We start from the raw sequence: 22,213 nt of genomic DNA, 5'->3' as shown, positions 1-22,213 counted from the left end.
TCACTGATGTCCGTGGTCGACCGACAGGAGTGGGACGTCGTCGTGGTCGGGGCCGGCGGCGCCGGCCTGCGCGCCGCGATCGAGGCGCGCGAGCGGGGCGCCCGTACGGCCGTGATCTGCAAGTCGCTGTTCGGCAAGGCGCACACCGTGATGGCCGAGGGCGGCATCGCGGCGGCGATGGGCAACGCCAACGCCGGGGACAACTGGCAGGTCCACTTCCGCGACACCATGCGCGGCGGGAAGTTCCTCAACCAGTGGCGGATGGCCGAGCTGCACGCCCGGGAGGCGCCGCAGCGGGTGTGGGAGCTGGAGACCTGGGGCGCGCTGTTCGACCGGACGAAGGACGGCCGGATCTCACAGCGCAACTTCGGCGGCCACGAGTACCCGCGCCTGGCGCACGTGGGCGACCGCACCGGCCTCGAGCTGATCCGCACCCTCCAGCAGAAGGTCGTCGCGCTCCAGCAGGAGGACTTCCGGGAGACCGGGGACTACGAGTCCCGGCTGAGGGTCTTCCAGGAGTGCACGGTGACGCGCGTGCTCAAGGACGGCGATCAGGTCGGCGGCGTCTTCGGCTACGCGCGGGAGTCCGGGCGCTTCTTCGTCCTGGAGGCGCCCGCAGTGGTGATCGCGACCGGCGGGATCGGCAAGTCGTTCAAGGTGACCTCGAACTCGTGGGAGTACACCGGTGACGGGCACGCGCTGGCGCTGCTGGCCGGGGCCCCGCTGCTGAACATGGAGTTCGTGCAGTTCCACCCGACCGGGATGGTCTGGCCGCCGTCGGTGAAGGGCATCCTCGTCACCGAGTCGGTGCGCGGGGACGGCGGGGTGCTGCGCGACTCCGAGGGCAGGCGGTTCATGTTCGACTACGTCCCGGACGTCTTCAAGGACAAGTACGCCGAGACCGAGGAGGAGGGCGACCGCTGGTACGAGGACCCGGACCACAACCGGCGCCCGCCCGAGCTGCTCCCCCGCGACGAGGTGGCCCGCGCGATCAACGCCGAGGTGAAGGCGGGCCGCGGCTCCCCGCACGGCGGGGTCTTCCTGGACGTGTCCACCCGCATGCCGGCCGAGGTGATCAAGCGGCGGCTGCCGTCGATGTACCACCAGTTCAAGGAGCTGGCGGACGTCGACATCACGGCGGAGGCGATGGAGGTCGGGCCGACCTGCCACTACGTGATGGGCGGCATCGCCGTCGACTCCGACTCGGCGGCGGCGCGCGGGGTGCCGGGGCTGTTCGCGGCCGGTGAGGTGGCCGGCGGGATGCACGGCTCCAACCGGCTCGGCGGGAACTCCCTGTCCGACCTGCTGGTCTTCGGGCGCCGGGCGGGCCTGCACGCGGCCGAGTACGCGAGCGGGGCGGGGGCCGCGCGGCCCCGGGTGGACGACGCGCAGATCGACGCGGCCGCCGCGGAGGCCCTGCGCCCGTTCTCCGCGGAGGGCGGGGAGGCGGCCGGGGGGCCGCCGGAGAACCCGTACGCCCTGCACCAGGAACTCCAGCAGACCATGAACGACCTGGTCGGCATCATCCGCCGCGAGCACGAGATGGAGCAGGCCCTGGAGAAGCTCGCCGAGCTGCGCCTGCGGGCCCGCCGGGCCGGCGTCGAGGGGCACCGGCAGTTCAACCCCGGCTGGCACCTCGCCCTCGACCTCAGGAACATGCTGCTGGTCAGCGAGTGCGTGGCCCGGGCGGCGCTGGAGCGCACCGAGTCGCGCGGCGGGCACACCCGTGAGGACCACTCCGGGATGGACCGCTCCTGGCGCAACGTGAACCTGTTGTGCTCGCTCGCCGACCCCACGGACGGTCTCGCGGCCACCGATCCGGCACGCGGCCGGATCACCCTCACCCGCGAGACCACCGAACCCGTCCGCCCCGACCTGCTCGCCCTCTTCGAGAAGGAGGAGCTGGTCAAGTACCTGGCCGAAGAGGAGCTCCACGAATGAGCAGCTACGAGGCCCGCTTCAAGGTGTGGCGCGGGGACGTCGGGGGCGGCGGCCTGGAGGACTTCGCGGTCGAGGTGAACGACGGCGAGGTGGTCCTGGACATCGTCCACCGCCTCCAGGCCACCCAGGCCCCCGACCTCGCCGTGCGCTGGAACTGCAAGGCCGGCAAGTGCGGTTCGTGCTCGGCGGAGATCAACGGACGCCCCCGGCTGCTGTGCATGACCCGGATGTCGGTGTTCGAGCGGGACGAGACGATCACCGTGACGCCGCTGCGGGCCTTCCCGGTGATCCGCGACCTGGTGACCGACGTCGGCTTCAACTACACCAAGGCCAGGGAGGTCCCGGCCTTCGTCCCGCCGGAGGGGGTCGGGCCGGGCGAGTACCGGATGATGCAGGAGGACGTGGACCGGTCCCAGGAGTTCCGCAAGTGCATCGAGTGCTTCCTGTGCCAGGACACCTGCCACGTGGTTCGCGACCACGAGGAGAACAAGCCGGCGTTCGCCGGGCCCCGTTTCCTGATGCGGGTCGCGGAGCTCGAGATGCACCCGCTGGACGCGGCCGGGGAGGCCGGCCTGGACCGGGGGCGCTCGGCCCAGGACGACCACGGCCTCGGCTACTGCAACATCACCAAGTGCTGCACGGAGGTCTGCCCGGAGGGGATCAGGATCACGGACAACGCGCTGATCCCCCTGAAGGAACGGGCGGTGGACCGCAAGTACGACCCGCTGGTGTGGCTGGGGTCGAAGATCAGGCGCCGGTCCTAGCGGACCCAGCCCTCCCGGTACTCCTCCCAGTTCGTCTCCGTCGCCGCGAAGTCGATGTACGGGGCGACGCCGAAGAGCTCGCGGTCGGCGTCCGTGCGGGAGAGGCCGAGGCGGACGCCGCGGACGGCGGCGGCGACGGTCTCGGCGTGGCCCCAGTGGCTGGGGTTGCTCTCGTAGTAGAAGGGCAGGCCCATCAGCAGGTGGGTGGTGGGCGGGGTGACCTCCAGGGCGAGGGAGGTCTGCTGGGCCACGTAGCCGCCGTAGGTGCTCTCCAGCGGCCGCGCGGTGTCGTACGACATCAGGGCGATCTGGTCGACGCGCCGGGCCACCTGGCCGAAGAACTCCTGCGACCACCACTTGGGGTTCTCGGCGAAGAGACCGGCGACGGAGTGGAGACCCGGCAGCGGGTCGATCTGGTGGGCGGCCACGGACAGCTGCGCGTCCTCGGCACGGGTGACGGCGCGCAGGTCGTCCAGGAGGGAGAGGTAGTCCCGGTCGTCGGAGCGCAGGGGCTCCAGGTCGAGGTGGACGCCGTCGTAGCCGGCGTCCAGGACCTGGCCGGCGCTGCGGACGACCTCCGCGCGGGTGGCGGCGCGGTCCAGGTGCAGGCCGTCGGGGCCCCCGTTGGCGAGGACGTCCCCGAGGAAGGCCTGGACCCGGACGCCCGGCAGCTCCCGGTGCACGGCGTCGATCAGCCAGCGGGCGCGCGGGTACTTCGATTCCGGCAGGGTCCCGTCGTGCTCCAGCGGCCCGGAGTGGACGTACAGGTCACGGATCCCGGTGTCCTCGAGGCGGCGGGCCAGCGCGGTGACGTCGGCGTCCTTCTTCCGCCCGTCGACCCAGGCGTGCCCGAGCCACATGGCGTCCCGGTCGCGGGTGTACGTGCCGTCCGCCGGGTCCCCCATGTAGTTGACGCGCAGGGCGGTCTCGACGGCGAGAAGGGGGACGACCAGGAGGAGCGTGACCGCCAGGGCCGTGCGTCGGACCCGGCGGACCCAGGGTCTGCGGCGTTCGCCGGCCCGCCCCTCGGGGGCCGCGGAGGAGCCGTCGTCGGCGCCCTCGACCGGCTGCCGCGGGGCAGCCCCGTCGCCCGTGTCGTCCGGGGCGCCCGCTCCGGCCGGCTCCCGCGGGGAGGCCCCGCCGTCCGCGTCCGCCGGCTCCGCGCGTCCGGGCACGTCGGCGGCCTCCGGTGCGGCACCGGGCGTCGGCTCCGGGGACGGGCCGTCCGCCGCGGCCGTCGGTTCCCGCGGCTCCGTGCGTTCCATGCCGGCTCCCCCTCACCCGTCGGCTCCCGCAGGCAACCGCGTCGTCGATGTTGCGGAGGAGGACGAGGGGAACGGGTGTTCCGGTTGCGATCACGCGGGGAGCGGCGCCTGCCGCGTGTGCCGGTGGCCGTCGAGGGGGAAGGCCGGCGGAGCCGCGGGGAGCAGGCCGGACAGTGTGAAGCCGCTCTTCTCGGCGACGCGGCAGGAGGCCGTGTTGTCGACCTGGTGCAGCAGGTCCAGGCGGATCAGCCCCTCCCGGGCGAAGGCGGCGAAGGCCCAGTCGGCCAGGGCGGTCAGGGCGCGAGGTGCCACTCCCCTGCCCCGCGCGTGGGCCGCCGTCCAGTAGCCGACCTCGGCCGGGGCGGCGGGCGCGGCCGGCCGTTTGAGCACGACGTGGCCCGCCGGCCGGACGTCGGACGCCTCCTCCACGGCGAAGGCGAGGCGTTCGCCGGTCTCCCAGCCGCGGCGCTGCTCGGTCACCCAGCGCGCCGCGCTCGGCTCGTCGTGCACGGGCGCGCTCGCCCAGCGGCGCATCGCCTCGTCCTCGTACAGTCCGGCCAGGACGGCTGCGTCCTCGGGCGCCCAGGGGCGCAGGGTGAGGGAGCCGGCCGTCAGCCGTACCGGGGTGATCGGGGTGGCGTGCACGGTGTGAGCGTACGCGCCGCGCCGATAAGCAGTCAGAACAGGCTCAGCAGGGCCTCCGCCGGGTCGGTGAGGACGGTGTCGGCGCCGGGGAGGGGGAGCTCGAACCAGACCGTCTTGCCCCGGGGGGTGCGGCGGGAGCCCCAGGCCGCGCTGAGCAGGCCGACCAGCTGGAGGCCCCGGCCGCCCTCGTCGGTGTCGCGGGCGCGGCGGCGGCGGGGCTGGACCAGACCCGAGTCCCAGACCTCGCAGACCAGGGTCCGGTCGAGGAGGAGGCGGAGTCTGATCTCCCCTTCGCCGTACCGCAGGGCGTTGGTGACCAGCTCGCTGACCAGGAGCTCCGTGGTGTCGACCAGGGGCTCCAGGTCCCAGCTGATCAGCTGCGCGCGGGCGTACTCGCGGGCGCGGCCCACGCTGCGGGGCTCGCGGGGCAGGGTCCAGTCGCCGACGGAGCCGGCGGGCAGTCCCTGGACGCGGGCCATCAGCAGGGCGATGTCGTCCTCGCCGTGGTGGGTGTCGAGGGTGTTGAGGACGTGGTCGCAGACGTCCTCCAGGTTCGGGGGGGAGTCGGCGCGCCGTGCCGCCGTCGAGGGGTGGGACGGGTCCGTGAGCGCGCCCACGAAGGCCTGGAGGCCCTCGTCGAGGGGGTGGTCGCGGCTTTCGACCAGTCCATCCGTGTAGAGCGCGAGAAGGGCGCCTTCGGGCAGTTCGACCTCCACCTCCTCGAAGGGCTCGCCGCCGACGCCGAGCGGCATGCCGGGCGGTACGTCCAGCATCAGCGCGGGCTCGCCGGGTTCGACCAGGACGGGAGGCAGATGGCCCGCGTTGGCGAAGGTGCAGCGCCTGGTCACCGAGTCGTAGACGGCGTAGACGCAGGTCGCCAGGTAGACCTCGGAGAGGTCGGCCTCGCGGGGGCGGCGGGCGGCGCGGGTGGCCTGCTGGACGCCTCCGGGGGCGCCGAGGCCTCGGGCGATCTCGTCCAACTGGGAGAGCACCTCGGCGGGTTCCAGGTCGAGCTGGGCCAGGGTCCGTACGGCGGTGCGCAGTTCGCCCATCGCGACGGCCGCGCGCAGGCCGCGTCCCATGACGTCGCCGACGACCAGCGCGGTGCGGTGGCCGGGGAGTTCGATGACGTCGAACCAGTCGCCGCCGACCTCGCCGGTCCGGCCGGTGGCCGCGTTGCCGGGCAGGTAGCGGCAGGCGATGTCGAGGCCGGAGGCCTCCGGGTCGCCGGGCGGGAGCAGGGAGCGCTGCAGTATCAACGCGCGTTCGTGCTCACGCCGGTAGAGGCGGGCGTTGTCGATGCAGACGGCGGCGCGTGCGGCCAGTTCGACCGCGAGGTCGCGGTCGCGGTCGCCGAACGGCTCGCTGCCCTTGGTGCGGGCGAACTGGGCGAGGCCCACCACGGTGTCGTGGGCGACCATCGGCACGGCGAGCGTGGACTGCACCAGGCCGCCGTCCTCACCGGGGACGCTCTGCGGGCGGGCGGTGCGCAGGGCGTCCGCGCAGGGCGAGTTGAACGGGTAGTGGTGGACGGCTCCCAGCTTCACCGGATCACCGGTGCCGCCGAGCGGCGCGTCGGACACCGCGCTGGCGAAGGCGACGCGACGCACCTCCGCGCTGCCGTCGGCGAGCCCCGGCGGGGTCTCGTCGCCGGCCAGCAGCCCCTGGTACAGGTCGACGGTGGCCAGGTCGCAGAAGCCGGGGACGACGACGTCGAGGAGTTCCCGCGCGGTGGTCTCCAGGTCGAGGGAGTTGCCGATCCGGGCGCCCGCCTCGTTGAGGAGGGCGAGATTGCGCCGCGCGGCGGCGGCCTCCCGGGCGGCGGCGCGGCGGTCGGTGATGTCGGTCCCGAGCCAGGAGATGCCGATGGGCCGGCCGCTGCCGCTGTGCACGCGGTAGAGGTTGACGGACCAGTGGCGGCGCTCGTCGGAGCCCGGTACGTAGCCCGTGACGTGCATGTCCGTGATGGATTCGCCGGTCTCCAGCACCCGGCGCAGGGTCGCGGCGACCCGCTCGGCCTCACCGCGCGGCAGGTAGTCGTGCACGCCCTTGCCACGGTGGTCGTCGGGGGTGCCGCCGAAGACGGAGGCGAACCGCTGGTTGGCGCGGCGTACCCGCAGGTCGGGGTCGATCAGCAGGAAGCCGAACGGAGATTGGCCGAATATGGCCTGCGAGGCGGCGAGGTCGGTCTCGATGCGGCGCAGGGTGCGGACGTCGACGACGATGCAGACGGCGGCCTTCCGCCCGTCCTCGGTCCGCGTCGGCATGACGTAGACCTCGGCGATGCCCTCCCGGTCGCGCCCGTCCGCCACCAGTGAGTCCGGCAGCCGGAAGGGCACCACTCCGGTCCACTCCCGGCCGTCGAGGATCTCGGCCATCTTGCGCTGGCCGCGCTCCCGGCGGACGGGCTCGAGGAACGCCTCGATGGGGTCCGTGCCGACGGCGCGCTCGGCGGGGACGCCGAAGAGCTGCTCGGCGCGCAGGCTCCACTGGTCGACCAGCCCGTCCGGACCGATGGAGAAGGAGGCGACCTTGATGTAGTCGTACATCGAGCCGGGCGGACTGCTCTGCCACATCGCGTCGCCGGACGGGGCGTCGCCGGAGAAGAGGCCGTCGGCGGCCCCACTCCTCGCGCCGCCCGACGGGTCCTCGGACTCCGTGGCCTTCGCTGGTATCCCGCTCACGCGAACCGTCCCCTCCAGCTCACCGCGTCCGGCACCGGTCACCGGGGGCGGCTGCCCGCAGTATCCAGCACTACGGTGCCGTACAACACGGTGTTCACGATCACAGCACGGTCCCGATGCTTTTCGGTCCGCGCCGTGAGAACACTTCCAGTCTTCTAACCAGCGGACACCTCGTCGAACCTCCTCTTCGACAACCTCCGGGGCCTCGGACCGGTCACTGGGCGGAAGGGGCGGGCCCGTACACCGTGAACGGGCGTGCGATCCCTCATCTCGGCACCGCGAGTTCGAACCACACGGTCTTGCCGACGGCGCCCGGCCGGGTGCCCCAGCGGCGGGAGGCGGAGGCCAGCAGCTGCAGCCCGCGTCCGCCCTCGTCCTCGGGCCGGGCGGCGCGTTCGTGCGGGGGCTCGGGGAGGGGGTCGGAGACCTCCACCAGGAGGACACCGCCGAGGCCGGTGGGGCGCGTCAGGCGTACGCCGATGGGGCTGGTGGCGTACCGCAGGGCGTTGGTGACCAGTTCGCTGACCAGCAGGGCCGCGAGGTCGCCGACGTCGTCGAGGCCCCAGAGGCGCAGCTGGTCACGGACGGCCCCGCGGGCGGCGCGCACGGTGCCCGGGTCCGCGGAGAAGGTCCACGCGGCGTGGTCGCCGTCGGTGTCGATCACGCGGATCACTTCCCCGCCGAGGGAGTCAACCCATGTCCGTTTTCATGGGGTTAATGGGCACATACCCGATTTCTCGAACGGAGTACCGCGCTCAACGGCGCATCGTGGCACGAGCGGCGCGGGAAGGTGCTCACGCGCCGTCATCCCTGCCTCCGCGCGCCCGGTCCATGCCTCACACGCCTTCACGGAGACCGAGGTGGACGAGGGTGTCGCGGACCGCGGGCACGTCGTGGTCGAGCCAGTCGACGTCCCAGATCCGGTCTAGGGCGAGCCAGCGCAGCTCGTCGTGGTCCTCCAGGGGCCGGGGCGCGGCGGATCCGGGGCGCAGGCGCGCGGTCCACACCTGCATCACGTACGGCGCCCGCAGCGGCCACTCCCCCGGGACGCGCTCTCCGGCCTCGGCGTCGACGCCGAGCTCCTCGCGCAGTTCCCGCACGACGGCCGCCTCGGGGACCTCCCCCGGCTCGACCTTGCCGCCGGGCAGCTCCCAGCGCCCGGCCAGTTCGGCGGGTGCGCTCCGGCGGGCGGCGAGCAGCCGCCCCTCGTGCCACAGGGCCGCACCGACCACCACGATCCGCTCGCTCATGCGCCGGAGCCTACGGGAGGGACGGGCGGGGGCCCGCCGGCGGTCCGGGTCAGCCGGCGGACGTTCCGTTCTGGCCGATCCGCTCGACCCAGTAGAGCTGCTTGTGTCCGCGCCCGTCGAGGCTGTCCGCGATCTTCTCGGCCTCGGCGCGGGTCGCGTACCTGCCCACTCGGTAGCGATTGCCGTTGTCGTCCTGGCGCACGACGAGCCAGGGAAGAGTCACCGTGCCGTCGTTCATCGCTCCCCTCCACTTCTCGCCCGCGGCCGGTGCCGCGTCCCGTCCGATAAGGAAACCCCAGTCCGCATATGCCCGAGCCTACGCCTTCGCTTCACTGAGCGAATACGCCTTTTCACAAAGAGGCACGCAACCAGCCAGAACGCAGGGGGCGCACGGTGGTGGATGCGCCGTGCGGGGAGGCCGACGCATCCGGTCAGCAGCGCGGCGCCCGGTGTCTCGCGCTCCGGGGGCGACCTGGGAGAACGACCGGATTGCTACGGCACGGGGGCGACGGCGCCACGGCCGGCGCGCCGGAGCGGAGGCGGGCCGGGGGCGCGGGAGGGCGCGCGACGGATCGACGCAGGAGCGTGACGATCACTACCGGGAGCGGACGGAGAGGCCTCGGGGTCGTCGGCGGGGGGCCGCGAGAGGGGTGGTGAAGGCCCGCCGGCCGGCCCCGGGGCGGGCCGGACGCGGGCGCGGGTCACCGGAGACGGCGGGGCGGGAGCCCCCTCGCCGCCGGGGCCGCTACTTCACCGGGAGGTGGTAGGCGGCTCGGTAGCGGTCGGCGGGGATGACCACGTCGGCGGTCTCGACCGGCCGTCCCGAGGCGAAGTAGGTGCGCTGGATGACCAGGACGACGTGCCCGGGGACGCCGCCCAGCAGCGCCAGTTCCTCGGCGAGGCCGGGGCGGGCGCCGACCTCCTCGGTGACGTTGTCCACGATCACGTCGATGGCGCGCATGCGCTCGACGACGCCCATGCCGCCGAGCGGTCCCTCCTCGGGCAGCATCACGGGGGTCCGTCCGGTGAGGGCGAGCGGCTCCCAGGAGGTGGAGAGCATCATCGGCTCGCCGCCCTCCCGGAAGAGGTACCTGGTGCGCATCACGCGGTCGCCGGGCTCGATGCCGAGCCGCTCGGCGACGGCGCCGCAGGCCTCGGTCTGCTCGCTGCTGGACTCCCAGGTGCCCCGGACGCCCGCGTCGGCCTGCTCCTGGCGGAACGGCGTGGCCCCGCGCTCCGGACGGAACCCCGAGCGGGCGATCCGCCGGGGCACCGGCCGCTCACGCACGTACGTCCCCGAGCCGGAGCGGCCCTCGACGAGCCCCTCCGCCATGAGCACCTTGCGCGCCTCCAGCGCGACCGTGTCCGAGACGCCGTACTCCTCGCGGATCCTCGCCTGGGAGGGGAGCCGCGTGTGCGGCGGCAGCCGACCGTCGACGATCTTCTTGCGGAGATCGCCTGCGACACGCAGGTACGCCGGCTGCTCACCGATTGTCACGGGCCGCTCCCATCAGGTTGTACGGACAGCAACAGCGTGGCAACCGTAGGTTGTTCCGGGCAAGCAAAGGCCAAAGAATCACTCGATGTGATGACATCCGCCGGGTGAGGGCTTTACGCAGGCACTTTCTCCCCGCTATGGCGGCCCTCACACCTTCATTCCGCCGCCGTCGGTGTCGCGTTCGGCCTCCCCGTCGCCCTCGGGCGGCGTGGCGGCCAGGCCCAGGGCGTGGCGCGCGGTGACCGAAATGTAGGGGTCGGTCACGCCCCAGCCCGCGTCGGCGTGCTCGATGTACGTGTCCGCGTCGGCGGCTTCGGCGGCCTTCGCCCACTCCCCCTCCGCCTCCTCCAGGTCGGCGGCGAGGTCCCCCACCGGCCGTTCGGCGCCGGCCGGCCACTCGTGCCCCCGCAGCATCCGGACCTCCTCGGCGAGCGCGTCCGCGACCTTTGCCGCCCACTCCCGGTGTCCGGGCAGGTCGTCCTCGGGGAAGCCCGACCCGGGGGACTCGTCCAGTACCGCGCCGAGGACGCGCTCGGCCTCCAGATAGGCCAGTTGGTGCGCGTCGAGCGTGGTCTCGTCCCGGCGCAGCGACCCGGTGAGGGTCCGCTGCGGGTCCCGGTCGCCGAAGACGCAGGTGATCTCGCGGTCACCGATGCGCCAGCTCTCGCGGGACGGGACGAGGTGGTAGAGGTCCACGTGGCCGGGCAGCGCCCAGGGGTCCATGACGTAGGCGTCCCGAAGGGCGTAGCACCGCTCGTCGGCGGTCCCGGCGAGGCTGTCGTCGCCCGGGTAGCGGCCGTCGGGGAGGGTGACGACGGCGAAGACCTCACCGTCGTGCTCCCGCTCGCAGGGCACCCGGTCGGCGTCGGCGGTCCATCCCTCCAGCCCGCCGGGCGAGTCGAAGCACTCGCCCTCGGCCAGGGCGAGGACGCTGTTGCCGCGCGCCCCCTCCTCGATGCCCTCCCAGACGTCGGCCAGGACGCCGGAGGCGAGGGCCGCCCCCCACAGCGCGAGTCCGAGCGACGACAGCACGGTCCCGGCGATCGCCATCCCGCGCCCCCGCTCCCCCCGCCGCTTGATCTGCCACAACGCGACCACTCCCAGCACCAGCCCGACGGCCGGCACCAGACACAGCACACCGAACACCAGGGCGGCCACGGCGACACCGTTGACGACGGCCGGGGGCCTGGGTCCGTACGGCCCGTAGAGCCCGTACGGCGCGAGACCGGACGGGTCCCCGTGGACGAACCGCGGCGGCGGACACGGGGCCCGGCCCTGGGGGGCGGGGTGCCGGGAGGCGGGGTGCCGGGAGGCGGGGTGCCGGCCCTGAGGTTCCTGCGGGGGCCCGAGGGGCGGAGGTATGGACACGAGCCGCATCGTAGGCGCGGGCGACGGGCCTCGTCCCCGGGGCCTCCTCCTCGCGGACGGGATCCGCGCGGTGAGCGGTGCCCCCGGGGCCGGAACCGCGGCGCCCGGCCGTTCAGCCGCCCGGCGCCCCGCCCCGCGCCGCCGCCGGCCGTCTCGGCGGAGACCGCCGGCGGGGCCCGCGCGCACGTATGGGGCGGGCGCGGTGGATGCCGTCAGTCGTCGAAGGCCGTGGCGCGGGTGCGCTTCTCCCACGCCAGGACGTCCTCGCGGACCTGGTCGAGGTGGCCGAGGACCGCGCTGACGCCGTCGTCGCCGAGCGGCAGCCGCAGGGGCGCGTCCTCCGCATCGAGGGCGGCCAGGATCAGGGCCGCCGCCTTCGCCGGGTCTCCGGGCTGGGAGCCGTCGCCGCCGGCCACGGCGGAGCGGGTCTCGGCGACCTTGGCGTACAGACCGCTGTCCGGGCTGACCCCGGCCCGGCCCGTCTCGAACAGGCCGGTCCGGAACGCCCCCGGCTCGACGATCAGCACCTTGACGCCGAACTCCCGCACCTCGTCCGCGAGCGCCTCCGACATGCCCTCCAGCGCGAACTTGGTCCCGCTGTACGCCGCGAAACCGGCGAACGACATCTGCCCGCCCATGCTGCTCATCTGCACGATCGCCCCCGAGCGCCGCTCCCGCATGCCCGGCAGCACGGCCCGCACCAGCGCGGCGGGGCCGAGGACGTGCACGTCGAACAGCTCGCGCAGCTCGTCGTCCGAGGTCTCCTCGAAGGCCCCGACGTGGGTACGCCCCGCGTTGTTGACCAGGACGTCGATCCGCCCGTGCCGCGCCATCACGTCCCGCACCGCGGCCTCGGCGCCCCCGATGTCGGCGACGTCCAGGCGCAGCGCCTCCACCTGGTCGGGGTGGGCGGCGACCAGGTCCTCCAGCGCCTCGGGCCGGCGGGCCGCGCCGATCACCACATCGCCGTCGGCGAGGGCGGCCTCGGCGATCGCCCGGCCGAATCCGCTGCTCGCGCCCGTGATCAGCCACACCTTGTTCATCTCGGCTCCTCGTGTCCCGGCTGTCCTTCGGTCAGGTGAACCACCTTGCGCCCCAGTCGAGTTGACCGTCCAAGACCTTGGCTGACAGCCGATGGGCATGACGACGGACGTCCACCTGCGGAACCTGCGCTACTTCCTGGCCGTGGCGGAGGAGCTGCACTTCACCCGTGCGGCCGAGCGCCTGTACGTGTCACAGCCCGCGCTGAGCAAGCAGGTACGCGCACTGGAGCGGCAGCTGGGCGCCGAGCTGTTCCGGCGCGACCGGCGGGGCGTGGTGCTCACCTCCGCCGGTACGGCACTGCTGCCGCACGCCCGGCGCGTGCTGGCGGCGTGGGAGGAGGGAGCCACGGCGGTGGAGCGGGCGCGGGCGGCCCAGCGCAGCACGCTGGTCGTGGGCATGAGCACCAGCCCCGGACGCGGCGGCCTGCTCCCGGCGATCCGCTCCCGCTTCACCGCCGCGCACCCGGACGCCGCGGTCCGGCTGCGGCAGGTCGGCTGGGAGGACCCGACGGCGGGGCTCGCGGACCGTGCGGCGGACGTGGCGTTCGTCTGGCTGCCGCTGCCCGACGCCGGCCGCTACGCGTGGACGGTGGTCGCCGAGGAACCGCGTCTGGTCGCCCTCCCCAAGACGCATCCCCTGGCCGCCCGTAGGGACCTCACGCTCGCGGACCTCGCCGACGAACCGTTCCTGGCGCTGCCTCCGAGCGCGGGCGTGCTGCGCGACCACTGGCTCGCCCTCGACGAACGCCCCGGCGGTCCGCCTCGCATCGGCGCGGAGGTCGCCGGCACGGAGGAGACCTACGAGGCCCTGGTGGCCGGTCTCGGCATCTGCCTGGTGGCCGCGGGCAACGCCCCTCTGATCACCCTCGGCGGCGTCACGACCCGCCCGGTCCACGGCCTCTCCCCGAGCCGGTACGTCCTGGCCTGGCGCGTGGAGGACGGCTCCCGCCCGCTGGTCCGGGGGTACGCGCAGGCATGTCGCCGGGTGGCGGGGCGGCCGCGGTCCGGGCGGGGGCGGCCCTGACCCGCATCGGCCCCGCAGGGGGCCGCTAGCATGTGCGGACCCCTGACCATTGACCGATCACCCGATCTTCACACGCAGACCAGGAAGTTGAAAACAAAACCAAGCCGGATATCCGCGCGCACGCTCCGGCCGCAGGCGATCCTGTGGGCGGCCGCGGGCGTGGCGACCCTCGGATTCCTCGTGACCCTGGAGTTCGTCGCGCGCGGCTACGGCCTGCCGGGGCCGATCACCCACCACGCACGCGAGGTGGTCTTCGCCCCCGACTCGGGACCGCTGCTGTACGCCGGTCTCGCGTTGTCGATGGTGGTGCTCACCTGGCGGCAACGGCTCGTCGCGGCGGGCGCCGCGATCGGCGTCGACGTCGCCTTCTTCCTGGTGCGGTGGGTGGTCGGCGCCGAGATGAACTTCGGCAACGGCGCGCTATGGGTGGTCCTGGGCATCGCGGTCGTCGCCGTCACGCGCCGCACCGGGGCGGAGCGCCTGCTGCTGCTGAAGGGCACCGGTCTCGGCCTGCTCCTGGTGGCCGGCCACAAGACGGGCGACACCTGGCTGCTCATCACCTCGAAGACCCGCCCGACGGTGCTCGACCCGTACGTGGCGCTCGCCGATCACGCGCTGGGCGACCCGTCGTGGCTGGCCGGCCGGATCGTCGAGGCCGCCGAGCCGATCGGTCCCCTCGTCCTCCACGTGGTCTACGGCCAGCTCCCGCTCGCGGCGGCGCTCGTCGGGCTGTACCAGCTGCGCCACGTGGCGGTGGAGCGCCGCTTCCCGGCCCACCACCTGGTGCGCACGTTCCTGGTCATCGGCCTGCTCGGGCCGGCCGTCTACATGGTCTTCCCGGTCGTCGGACCGGTCTACGCCTACGGCGCCGACGGCGGACCGTGGGCGGTGGGCCACCTGTGGCCGGACACGCTGCCGTCCATCGGCACCCCGCACCCGGTCCCGTTCGACGGGATTACCCCGCGCAACTGCATGCCCAGCCTGCACACGGCATGGGCCGTCACGCTCTTCGTCCACACCCGCGAGGGCTCACGGGCGATGCGCTGGGCGGGTACGTTCTGGCTGGTCGCCACCCTCTCGGCGACGCTGGGCTTCGGCTACCACTACGGCGTGGACCTGGTCGCCGGCGTGGTGTTCGCACTCACGGTCGAGGCGGCGATGCGCTCGCTCGCACGCGGCTGGGACCGGCCGGCCACCTGGTTGGCCGCCCACGGCACGGCGGTCTTCGCCGTACTCCTGGCGGCGTACCGCTGGCTGCCGCAGGAGATGGCCGCGTACCCGTGGGCGTACGGGCCCCTCCTCGTCCTGGCGATGGCCTCGGTGATCCACGGCTACCTGCGGACCACCGCGCGGTGGGAGACGACGGACGCACCCGAGCGGCACCGGGAACCCCGGCCCCCGAAACCGCGGACGGAACCCGCCTGATCCGGGCCGCGTCGGGAGCCGACCGCCGTGGGCGGTCCCGGCCCCGTGAACGAACGCCGACGCGCGTGACGGACCGTCACCTCACGGCCATGGAGGCCACCGAGCCGGCGCAGCGGCCGGCCCCCGGAGACGTGCCACGTCGTGACAGCCGCCCGGCCGCTTCCCGGCGGACCCGTCGACGCCGCGCCCGCGCCCGTGCCGGCCGGGCGGGGGCACACGGCGACCGACCCTCGCGTGCTCCACTTTCACCTGCGTAGAAAACAGCGACACTTTCGAGTACAACGGCACGCAAGTTTCCGCTCCACCTGGGCGTGCGCCCGGGTGACGGCCACCCCCTCACGCTCCGGAGCGGCATCTACGTCACCCCCTCCACTGCGTTGACCTGCGGTGAACTCCGGCACGAGCCAAGTGATATGACTTTTATTGCCCCGTTACCTGGGTCCTGCCATGATGGTGCGCGCCGGGCGAACAGTCGAACGTCATCCGCATCGACTTCGAATGTTTCGCCGACCGGGTCCCGCAGGATCCGTCTGCTCGTTGTTTCCGCGCACCGCGCCGGAGATCGCCCAATGGCGGGAATCCCCGGCGCGCGCCGCGAAGAGCGTCCGCACATCGTCGTGCACGACCCACCCGAGCCCGTCGCGCCCACCACGGCGCCGCCGCCGTCCCGCGCGACGGATCGATCCCGCCGGAGTACGGCACTCCGCGCTCCGGCATCCGCGGCGAAGGCGTCGCCGAACGGAGGTTCACGCTGTTGTCCGTCGACCAGATGATCGAGTTACCGGGCCTGGACCGGATCCGCACCCGGGACCCCAACAACCACCTGCACTGCCGCAAGACCCAGCTCCTCGCGTACGTCGGCGGCCGCACCCCCTGGTCCGACCTGCTGATGTACCGGGCCCTGGGCTCCACTTCGGCCGTCCACCGCCACTGCCACCTGCGCGGCGGGGACCGCTGGGCGTTCGACACCCCGTACGTGGACGACGACGACCTGCGCCTGCTCGGGTTCGAGGTGCTCTCGGCAGGGGCCGTGGACCTGGCCCGCTTCGAGTCCGGCCTGACCGACTTCCTCGCCGCGGGACAGCCGGTGTTCTTCTACGCGCCCCGGCACCACTTCCCCCACTGGCTGGAGTTCATGCGCCGGGTGGGCACGCTCCCCGAGGAGTACCGGCTCCTGCACTCGTTCCTCGTCTGCGGGGCGAGCGGCACCGACGTCCTGCTGGTCGACAACACCGCAGACGACCACGAGTACTTCCCGCTGACCGTGGGGTGGGACGTGCTGCGCGACGGCTACGCCCGGGAACCCGAACGCTGGTTCACCGGCTGCGCCACCGTCCGGCAGGTGGCCGAACCCGACCGGGACGGGTTCGAGGCCGCCTACCGCGCGTTCCTGGCCGGCTTCCGCGACGGCTTCGAGCTCTACGACGTCATCGGCGACAACCTCGTCGCGGAGCGCACGTCGGTCGCCGCCACCTATCGCGCGCCCGGCGTCAACAGCATGGCGCTGCTGGCCGGTTCGCGGACCCTGTTCTGCCGGTTCCTGGCGCTCACCGAGCACGGCGAGCGGGTCCGCGCCGCCTACGCCCGCGTCGCGCGGCTGGCCACCGTGCTGTCGGACCGGGTCACCGCCTTCCAGGCCGGGCTGCCCGCCCTGCCGGCGGACCGCATCCGCCGCGGCCTCACGCAGCTGCGGCTGCACGAACAGCGGGCGGCGCGGCTCCTCGTCGACGAGGCCGCCGCCCTCCCGAAGATCCTGCCGGTCCCGGCCAGTGGCCGGTAATCGCCTCACCCGGGGAAGAGAAGTGCGACGGTTATACCTGTTCAGCGGCATGGCGGGCGTACAGGGCCCGCCGCTCGCCGCACTGCGGGCGCTGTACGCGAGGCCGGAGAACGCGCGGTACTTCACCGCCGCGGCCGAGGCGGTGGCGCGCGTGCTCGATCACGTCGGCGCGGACGCCTACCGTCGGGAGCTGCCCGGCGGCATCCCGCTGACCGCCTGGCTGCGCGGCGCCCCGCCGGACGCGGGCGCCCTGGAACACTCCATCGTGGACGGCCTGTGCGCCCACATCTACCAGCTGTGCCTGCTGCAGCCCGCCGTCGGCCGCGCGGACGGCGACCGGTCCGCTCCGGTGGCCGCCATCGGCCACAGCCTGGGCCTGATCGGCGCGATGGTCGCGGGACTGAGGGTGACCGGGCGCCGGCAGTACACGGCGCTCTGCCACGACGTGATCGCGATGACCGCGCTGACGCTGATCCGCTGCCATCAGCTGACACCGCGCCAGAAGAGCGCGGCCGCACCGATGGCGGCCGTGACGGGCGTGCCGGCCGAGGAGCTGCGCGCGCTGGTGACGGACTCCCCGGTGCACCTGGCCCTCGCGAACTCCGGCCGCTCGCACGTGCTGGCCGGGGACCCGGACGACCTCGCCGGCTTCCGGACGAGGCACGCGCGGCGACTGGCCGAGCCGGGGGTGGGGTGGACCTACCTGCGCAGCACCGCGCCGTTCCACACGCCGCTCCTGGAGCCGGCGGTGCGCGCGACGCTGGAGGAGCGGCACTTCATGACGTTCCCGCTCACCGGCGACCGGCTGGCCGTACCGGTGTACGTCGCCGACGCGCCGGTCAACCTCCAGCACCGCGGTGACCTGCTGCCGGACGTCCTCGCCCACGCGGTGTGCCGCCCGCTGGACTGGCCCGGCACGGTCCGCACCGCGATCGAGGACTGCCGGCCCGACCAGATAGTCGACTTCGGACCGGGCCCGTCGGCCCGGGTGTTCACCCGCGAGACCCTGCGCGGCGGCCACCACGGCCTGCGCTACCGCAGCGTCCCCGCACCGACCGCCTGAGTGAAGGAGCGTCCACGCATGCACTGTCTGGTCTTCCCCGGCCAAGGCGTACAACGCAGAGGCATGGGAGGGGAGCTGTTCGAGCGGTATCCGCGGGAGACCGCGGCCGCGACCGAGTTGCTCGGCTATCCCGTGGCGGACCTGTGCCGCGACGACCCCGACGACCGGCTCGCCGACACCCGCTACGCACAACCGGCCGTCTTCCTCGTCAACGCGCTCTCCTGGATGGAACTCGAGCGCGCCGGCCGGCGGTACGACTACTTCGCCGGGCACAGCCTGGGCGAGTTCAACGCGCTGGTGGCCGCCGGCGTCCTCGACCTGATGGACGGCCTGGCGCTGGTCCGGCGCCGCGCCGAGCTGATGGCCGACGTCACCCGTGGCGCGATGGTCGCGGTGGTCGGGCTGAGCCCGGCGCAGGTCGAGGCGGTGCTGCACGGTGCCGGGCTCAACCTGGTGCACGTCGCCAACCGCAACAGCGACCAGCAGGTGACGGTGGCCGGGGAGCGGCCGCAGCTGGCGCTCGCGGTCAAGGCGTTGCGCGGCCGGGGCGCCCGGGTCCTGCCTGTGTCCGTCAGCGGCCCGTTCCACACGCCCCTCATGGCCCCGGCCGGCCGGGCGTTCGCGGCGGTCCTGCGCGAGTACGGGTTCCGTGCCGGGCACACGCCGGTGATGTCCAGCGTCACCGGCGCGGAGTTCGCCCCGGACCAGGCGGTCCGGCTGCTCAGCGGGCAGATCCACCGCCCGGTGGAGTGGGTGCGCACGGTCCGGGCCCTGCGCGCGGCCGGCGTCGACCACTTCGACGAGGTCAACGGCACCACCCTCACCGCCTTCATCGCACGGATCGCCGCACAGCCGACGGAGGAACTCGTATGACCACGGACATCGCTGTCGTCGGACTGTCCGTCGAAGTGCCGGACGCGCCGGACCAGCACGCCTTCTGGGACGTCGTCCGCACCGGCCGCAGCCTCACCCGGCCGTTCCCGGCGCAGCGGCGCCGGGAGATCGAGGAGTACCTGCGCTACCACTGGGAGTCGGCGCTGGTGCCGGACGCCGAGGAGCGGGTCGAGTTCCACGACGGCAGCTTCCTGGACCGGGTGGACCTGTTCGACCACGCCTTCTTCGGCATGACCCCGAAGCAGGCCGCGGTCACCGACCCGCACCAGCGGCTGGTCCTGCGCACGATGTACCGCGCGCTGGAGGACGCCGGCTACACCGGCGAGCGGCTGGCCGGCAGCCGCACCGGCGTGTACGTCGGCTACGCCGGCAACCCCGGCGGGTCGTACCTGGACTACTTCTGCCGCATCGACCCCGCGCTGGGACAGCTCGGCATCACCGGCAACATCGTCACGATGCTGGCCAACCGGCTCTCGTACCTGCTCGACCTGCGCGGCCCGAGCATGGTGATCGACAGCGCCTGCTCGGCGTCGCTGCTGGCGCTGCACCAGGCCAGGGCCGCGCTGCTGCTGGGCGACTGCGAGATGGCCGTGGTGGCCGGCACCCGGATCGTGATGGCGCCGGTGCGGCACCCGCACACCCGGATCGGCATCGAGTCGTCCGACGGCGTGACCCGTACGTTCGACGAGGGCGCGGACGGCACCGGCTTCGGCGAGGGGTCCGGGGCGGTCGTGCTCAAACGGCTGGACCGGGCGCTGGCCGACGGCGACCAGGTGTACGCGGTCGTCAAGGGCAGCGCGGTCAACCACGACGGCAGGTCCGAGATGATGACCGCGCCGGACTCCCGCGCCCAGGCCGACCTGCTGGAGGCCGCGTGGCGGGACGCGGGCGTCGATCCCCGCACGATCGGCTACCTGGAGGTGCACGGCACCGCCACCAAGGTCGGCGACCCGATCGAGTTCGAGGGGCTGCGGCGGGCGTTCGCCGCCCGGACCGACGACCGGCGCTTCTGCGCGGTGGGCACGGTGAAGGCGAACATCGGCCATCTCTTCGAGGGCTCGGGCGTGATGGGCGTGATCAAGGCCGCGCTCGCGCTGCGGCACCGCGTGATCCCGCCCCTGGCGAACTACGAGCGGCCGAACACCGCGATCGACCTCGACGACGGCCCGGTGTACGTGCCGCGGGAGGCCCGTGCGTGGCCGGAGGGGGACGGCCCCCGCCGCGCCGGGGTGAGCGCCTTCGGCCTCGGCGGGACCAACGCGCACGTCGTGCTGGAGGAGTTCACCGCGGCGCCGGCCGGGTCCGGCGAGGACCGGCCGCCCTACCTGTTCACGCTCAGCGCGCGGAGCCCGGCGTCGCTCGGCCGGCTGGTCACCCGTTACCGCGAGGCGATCGACGCCGGCCGGATCGACGGGAGCGTGCGGGACGTGTGCTGGACGTCGAACGTCTCCCGCGCCGGACACCGGCACCGCCTCGCCTACACGGTCGCCGACCTGGCCGGGCTGCGGGCGGCGCTGGCGGCCACCGAGGCCGGTGAGGCGCCGGACGCCGCCGGCACCGACACCGCCCGCGCCTGGACCGGCGGCGCCGACCTCGACCTGCGGGCGCAGTACCACGGGCCGGGTCCGCGGATCGTGCACCTGCCGCCGTACGAGTTCGACGAGACCCGCGCCTGGGTCGACTTCCCCGACACGTGGCGCGAGAGGTTCGCGCTGGCCGCACCGCGGGCCGAGCACCCGGTGACGCACGAGGTGGGGTTCGCGCCGGCTCCGCTCGCCGGGTCCGGCGACCCGTCGGCCCGCGTGATGGCGCTGGTGGGTCCGGCCGCGGCCGGCGCCGTGGCCGCCGCCCTGCCGCCGGACGCGGTGCTGCGCACGCCGGACGCCGGGGACACCGCGGACGCCGGACCGGACCGGCTCGCCGAGGAGCTCGTCGACGAGGGCTACACCCACCTGGTGTACGCGCTCGCCTTCGACGGCGAACCGGCGGACGGTCCCGCGGAACTGGACCGCCGCGTCGACGAGCACCTGACCGGCCTCTTCCGGCTGGCGAAGGCGCTGATGCACGCGAGCGCGACGGTCGACCTCGTGGTGCTGACCCGGCGGGCGCTGGCGGTCGTGCCCGGCGAGACGGGCGTGGTCGCGGAGCACGCGGCGCTCGCCGGACTGGCCAAGGCGATCGGCCGGGAGTACCCGTACGTGACCGTCCGGCTGCTCGACGTCGACGACGCGGTGCCGGCCGCGCTGCTGCGCACGGAGATCCTCGCCGCGCAGGCCGGCGTGTACGCGCTGCGCGGCACGGACAAGTACCGCGAGTCCTTCGCCGAGCTGCCCGAGGTCCCGGCGGTCCGCGACGCGTACCTGCGGCCCGGCGGCGCGTACCTGATCACCGGCGGTCTCGGCGGCATCGGTCTGGAGACGGCCCGGCACTTCGCGGCCGGCGCCCCCGGCGTCCACCTGTACCTCCTCGGCCGCACCGCCCTGCCGCCCGAGGCCGAGTGGGACGCGGTCGCCGCCGACCCGCAGCACCCCGCCGCGGCGCGCGTCACGGCGGTCCGCGAGATCGCCGCGCTCGGCGCCGGCGTGCACCCGGTGGCCGCCGACGTCGCCGACGAGGCCGCGCTGGCGGACGTGCTGGCCGCGATCCGAGCCGCGCACGGCCGGGTGGACGGCATCGTGCACGCCGCCGGCGTGCCCGGCGACAACCTCATCGCGTACCGGGAGGCCGACGAGTTCGCGTCCGTCCTGCGCCCGAAGCTGCGCGGCGCGTTCCTGCTGCACCACCTGACCCGGGACGACCGGCCCGACTTCGTGCTGCACATGTCCTCGGTGGCCGCGGTGTTCCCGGCCCTCGGGCAGGCCGACTACGCGGCCGCGAACCTCTACCTGGACCACCTGGCCCGCACGCTGAACACACCGGAGCACCGCGTGGTCAGCGTCGACTGGGTGGCCTGGCGCGAGGTCGGCATGGCGGTGGCCACCGGCGTCAGCGAGGACCTGGTGTTCCGGTCGCTGCGCACCCGTACCGGCCTCGGCCTGATCGACGCGGCGCTGCGCGGGGACCGGGCGGGATTCTTCGCCGGTGAGATCAACTACGGCAGCGACCTGATGAGCGTACTGCCGACGTACCACGTCGCCCTGTCCGCGGACATCGAGGGAAAGATCGAGACGGGACTGGCGGCGCTCGAGGAGCGGTCCCGGCAGAGCCTCGCCCGCGTGCGCGAAGCCGTGGAGTCCACCGAGGTGCGGCTCACCGGGCGTCCGGACGACGGCTACACCGACCGGGAACGGATGGTGGGCCGCTGCCTGGCGCACACCCTCGGCCACCCGGAGATCGACGTCCACGCCGACTTCCGGGACCTGGGCGCCGACTCGATCATGGCGCTGACCATCGGCAACAGCCTCTCCGCCTGCCTCGGCCGCCAGTTCGACGCCGTCGACCTGATGAGCGAGCGCACCGTGGCCGCCGTCGCCCGGCTCATCGAGAACAAGTACGACACGGACGCGCCGGACGACGACGGCGACGACGACGCGTGGCTCGACGAGCTGCTGACCATGCCCGGAGACTGA

Annotated in this window: 17 protein-coding genes; 8 read left to right on the top strand and 9 right to left on the bottom strand. The window is 73.8% G+C overall.

The features are described from left to right. The first annotated feature begins 6 nt into the window (after window positions 1–6). Both ACZ8ZB_RS22035 and ACZ8ZB_RS22030 read left to right on the top strand, forming a co-directional pair. A complete protein-coding gene (locus ACZ8ZB_RS22035; protein ID WP_470739380.1) occupies window positions 7–1,941 on the top strand; it encodes a fumarate reductase/succinate dehydrogenase flavoprotein subunit in 1,935 nt (644 codons plus the stop codon). Then, a complete protein-coding gene (locus ACZ8ZB_RS22030; protein WP_470739379.1) occupies window positions 1,938–2,705 on the top strand; it encodes a succinate dehydrogenase/fumarate reductase iron-sulfur subunit in 768 nt (255 codons plus the stop codon). The genes ACZ8ZB_RS22035 and ACZ8ZB_RS22030 overlap by 4 nt, the downstream gene beginning before the upstream one ends. Here the strand turns inward: ACZ8ZB_RS22030 and ACZ8ZB_RS22025 are convergent. The 9 genes from ACZ8ZB_RS22025 to ACZ8ZB_RS21985 form a co-directional block, all read right to left on the bottom strand. Further along, a complete protein-coding gene (locus ACZ8ZB_RS22025; RefSeq protein WP_470739378.1) occupies window positions 2,702–3,970 on the bottom strand; it encodes a glycoside hydrolase family 18 protein in 1,269 nt (422 codons plus the stop codon). The two genes, ACZ8ZB_RS22030 and ACZ8ZB_RS22025, sit on opposite strands and share 4 nt — an antisense overlap. Before the next feature lie 90 nt (window positions 3,971–4,060). Continuing rightward, window positions 4,061–4,615: a GNAT family N-acetyltransferase gene (locus ACZ8ZB_RS22020; protein WP_470739377.1), complete on the bottom strand. Its 555-nt coding sequence runs from the start codon at window positions 4,613–4,615 to the stop codon at window positions 4,061–4,063. A 32-nt stretch (window positions 4,616–4,647) separates the two neighbouring features. Continuing rightward, window positions 4,648–7,299 carry a SpoIIE family protein phosphatase gene (locus ACZ8ZB_RS22015; protein WP_470739376.1) on the bottom strand — a complete coding sequence of 884 codons (2,652 nt, stop codon included), beginning with the start codon at window positions 7,297–7,299 and terminating at the stop codon, window positions 4,648–4,650. Between the two features lie 265 nt (window positions 7,300–7,564). Beyond that, window positions 7,565–7,972, bottom strand: a complete 408-nt coding sequence (locus ACZ8ZB_RS22010; protein WP_470739375.1) for an ATP-binding protein — start codon at window positions 7,970–7,972, stop codon at window positions 7,565–7,567. Window positions 7,973–8,135: 163 nt separating this feature from the next. Continuing rightward, window positions 8,136–8,549, bottom strand: coding sequence for a (deoxy)nucleoside triphosphate pyrophosphohydrolase (locus ACZ8ZB_RS22005; RefSeq protein ID WP_470739374.1), 414 nt, complete (start codon window positions 8,547–8,549; stop codon window positions 8,136–8,138). Window positions 8,550–8,598: 49 nt separating this feature from the next. Continuing rightward, entirely contained in the window at window positions 8,599–8,787 is a 189-nt protein-coding gene (locus ACZ8ZB_RS22000) for an SPOR domain-containing protein (RefSeq protein WP_470739373.1), read from the bottom strand. Between the two features lie 507 nt (window positions 8,788–9,294). Then, window positions 9,295–10,047, bottom strand: coding sequence for a GntR family transcriptional regulator (locus tag ACZ8ZB_RS21995; RefSeq protein ID WP_470739372.1), 753 nt, complete (start codon window positions 10,045–10,047; stop codon window positions 9,295–9,297). Window positions 10,048–10,194: 147 nt separating this feature from the next. After that, window positions 10,195–11,415 (bottom strand): DUF4190 domain-containing protein, encoded by a 1,221-nt coding sequence (locus tag ACZ8ZB_RS21990; protein ID WP_470739371.1) that lies wholly within the window; start codon window positions 11,413–11,415, stop codon window positions 10,195–10,197. A gap of 212 nt (window positions 11,416–11,627) precedes the next feature. Beyond that, window positions 11,628–12,458 carry an oxidoreductase gene (locus ACZ8ZB_RS21985; protein ID WP_470739370.1) on the bottom strand — a complete coding sequence of 277 codons (831 nt, stop codon included), beginning with the start codon at window positions 12,456–12,458 and terminating at the stop codon, window positions 11,628–11,630. A gap of 91 nt (window positions 12,459–12,549) precedes the next feature. On the opposite strand from ACZ8ZB_RS21985, the gene ACZ8ZB_RS21980 reads away from it, so the two are divergent. The 6 genes from ACZ8ZB_RS21980 to ACZ8ZB_RS21955 all read left to right on the top strand — a co-directional run bounded on the left by ACZ8ZB_RS21980 (window position 12,550) and on the right by ACZ8ZB_RS21955 (window position 22,213). Then, window positions 12,550–13,482, top strand: a complete 933-nt coding sequence (locus tag ACZ8ZB_RS21980; RefSeq protein WP_470739369.1) for a LysR family transcriptional regulator — start codon at window positions 12,550–12,552, stop codon at window positions 13,480–13,482. Between the two features lie 87 nt (window positions 13,483–13,569). Continuing rightward, window positions 13,570–14,907 carry a phosphatase PAP2 family protein gene (locus ACZ8ZB_RS21975; RefSeq protein WP_470739368.1) on the top strand — a complete coding sequence of 446 codons (1,338 nt, stop codon included), beginning with the start codon at window positions 13,570–13,572 and terminating at the stop codon, window positions 14,905–14,907. A 754-nt stretch (window positions 14,908–15,661) separates the two neighbouring features. Further along, a complete protein-coding gene (locus ACZ8ZB_RS21970; protein ID WP_470739367.1) occupies window positions 15,662–16,687 on the top strand; it encodes a hypothetical protein in 1,026 nt (341 codons plus the stop codon). 22 nt (window positions 16,688–16,709) lie between these two features. Beyond that, a complete protein-coding gene (locus ACZ8ZB_RS21965; RefSeq protein WP_470739366.1) occupies window positions 16,710–17,750 on the top strand; it encodes a hypothetical protein in 1,041 nt (346 codons plus the stop codon). A gap of 18 nt (window positions 17,751–17,768) precedes the next feature. After that, a complete protein-coding gene (locus ACZ8ZB_RS21960) occupies window positions 17,769–18,623 on the top strand; it encodes an ACP S-malonyltransferase (RefSeq protein WP_470739365.1) in 855 nt (284 codons plus the stop codon). Beyond that, window positions 18,620–22,213: an SDR family NAD(P)-dependent oxidoreductase gene (locus ACZ8ZB_RS21955; RefSeq protein ID WP_470739364.1), complete on the top strand. Its 3,594-nt coding sequence runs from the start codon at window positions 18,620–18,622 to the stop codon at window positions 22,211–22,213. Before ACZ8ZB_RS21960 ends, ACZ8ZB_RS21955 begins: the two co-directional genes overlap by 4 nt.

This window comes from Streptomyces sp. 12E, from assembly GCF_055633275.1.
This window is presented reverse-complemented; position numbering and strand designations above follow the sequence as displayed.

Excerpts from the sequence above, each read along its gene's own strand:
- ACZ8ZB_RS22035 (WP_470739380.1), top strand. The coding sequence starts at position 7 with ATGTCCGTGGTCGACCGACAGGAGTGGGACGTCGTCGTGGTCGGGGCC.
- ACZ8ZB_RS22030 (WP_470739379.1), top strand. The coding sequence starts at position 1,938 with ATGAGCAGCTACGAGGCCCGCTTCAAGGTGTGGCGCGGGGACGTCGGG.
- ACZ8ZB_RS22025 (WP_470739378.1), bottom strand. The coding sequence starts at position 3,970 with ATGGAACGCACGGAGCCGCGGGAACCGACGGCCGCGGCGGACGGCCCG.
- ACZ8ZB_RS22005 (WP_470739374.1), bottom strand. The coding sequence starts at position 8,549 with ATGAGCGAGCGGATCGTGGTGGTCGGTGCGGCCCTGTGGCACGAGGGG.
- ACZ8ZB_RS22000 (WP_470739373.1), bottom strand. The coding sequence starts at position 8,787 with ATGAACGACGGCACGGTGACTCTTCCCTGGCTCGTCGTGCGCCAGGAC.
- ACZ8ZB_RS21985 (WP_470739370.1), bottom strand. The coding sequence starts at position 12,458 with ATGAACAAGGTGTGGCTGATCACGGGCGCGAGCAGCGGATTCGGCCGG.
- ACZ8ZB_RS21980 (WP_470739369.1), top strand. The coding sequence starts at position 12,550 with ATGGGCATGACGACGGACGTCCACCTGCGGAACCTGCGCTACTTCCTG.
- ACZ8ZB_RS21960 (WP_470739365.1), top strand. The coding sequence starts at position 17,769 with ATGCACTGTCTGGTCTTCCCCGGCCAAGGCGTACAACGCAGAGGCATG.
- ACZ8ZB_RS21955 (WP_470739364.1), top strand. The coding sequence starts at position 18,620 with ATGACCACGGACATCGCTGTCGTCGGACTGTCCGTCGAAGTGCCGGAC.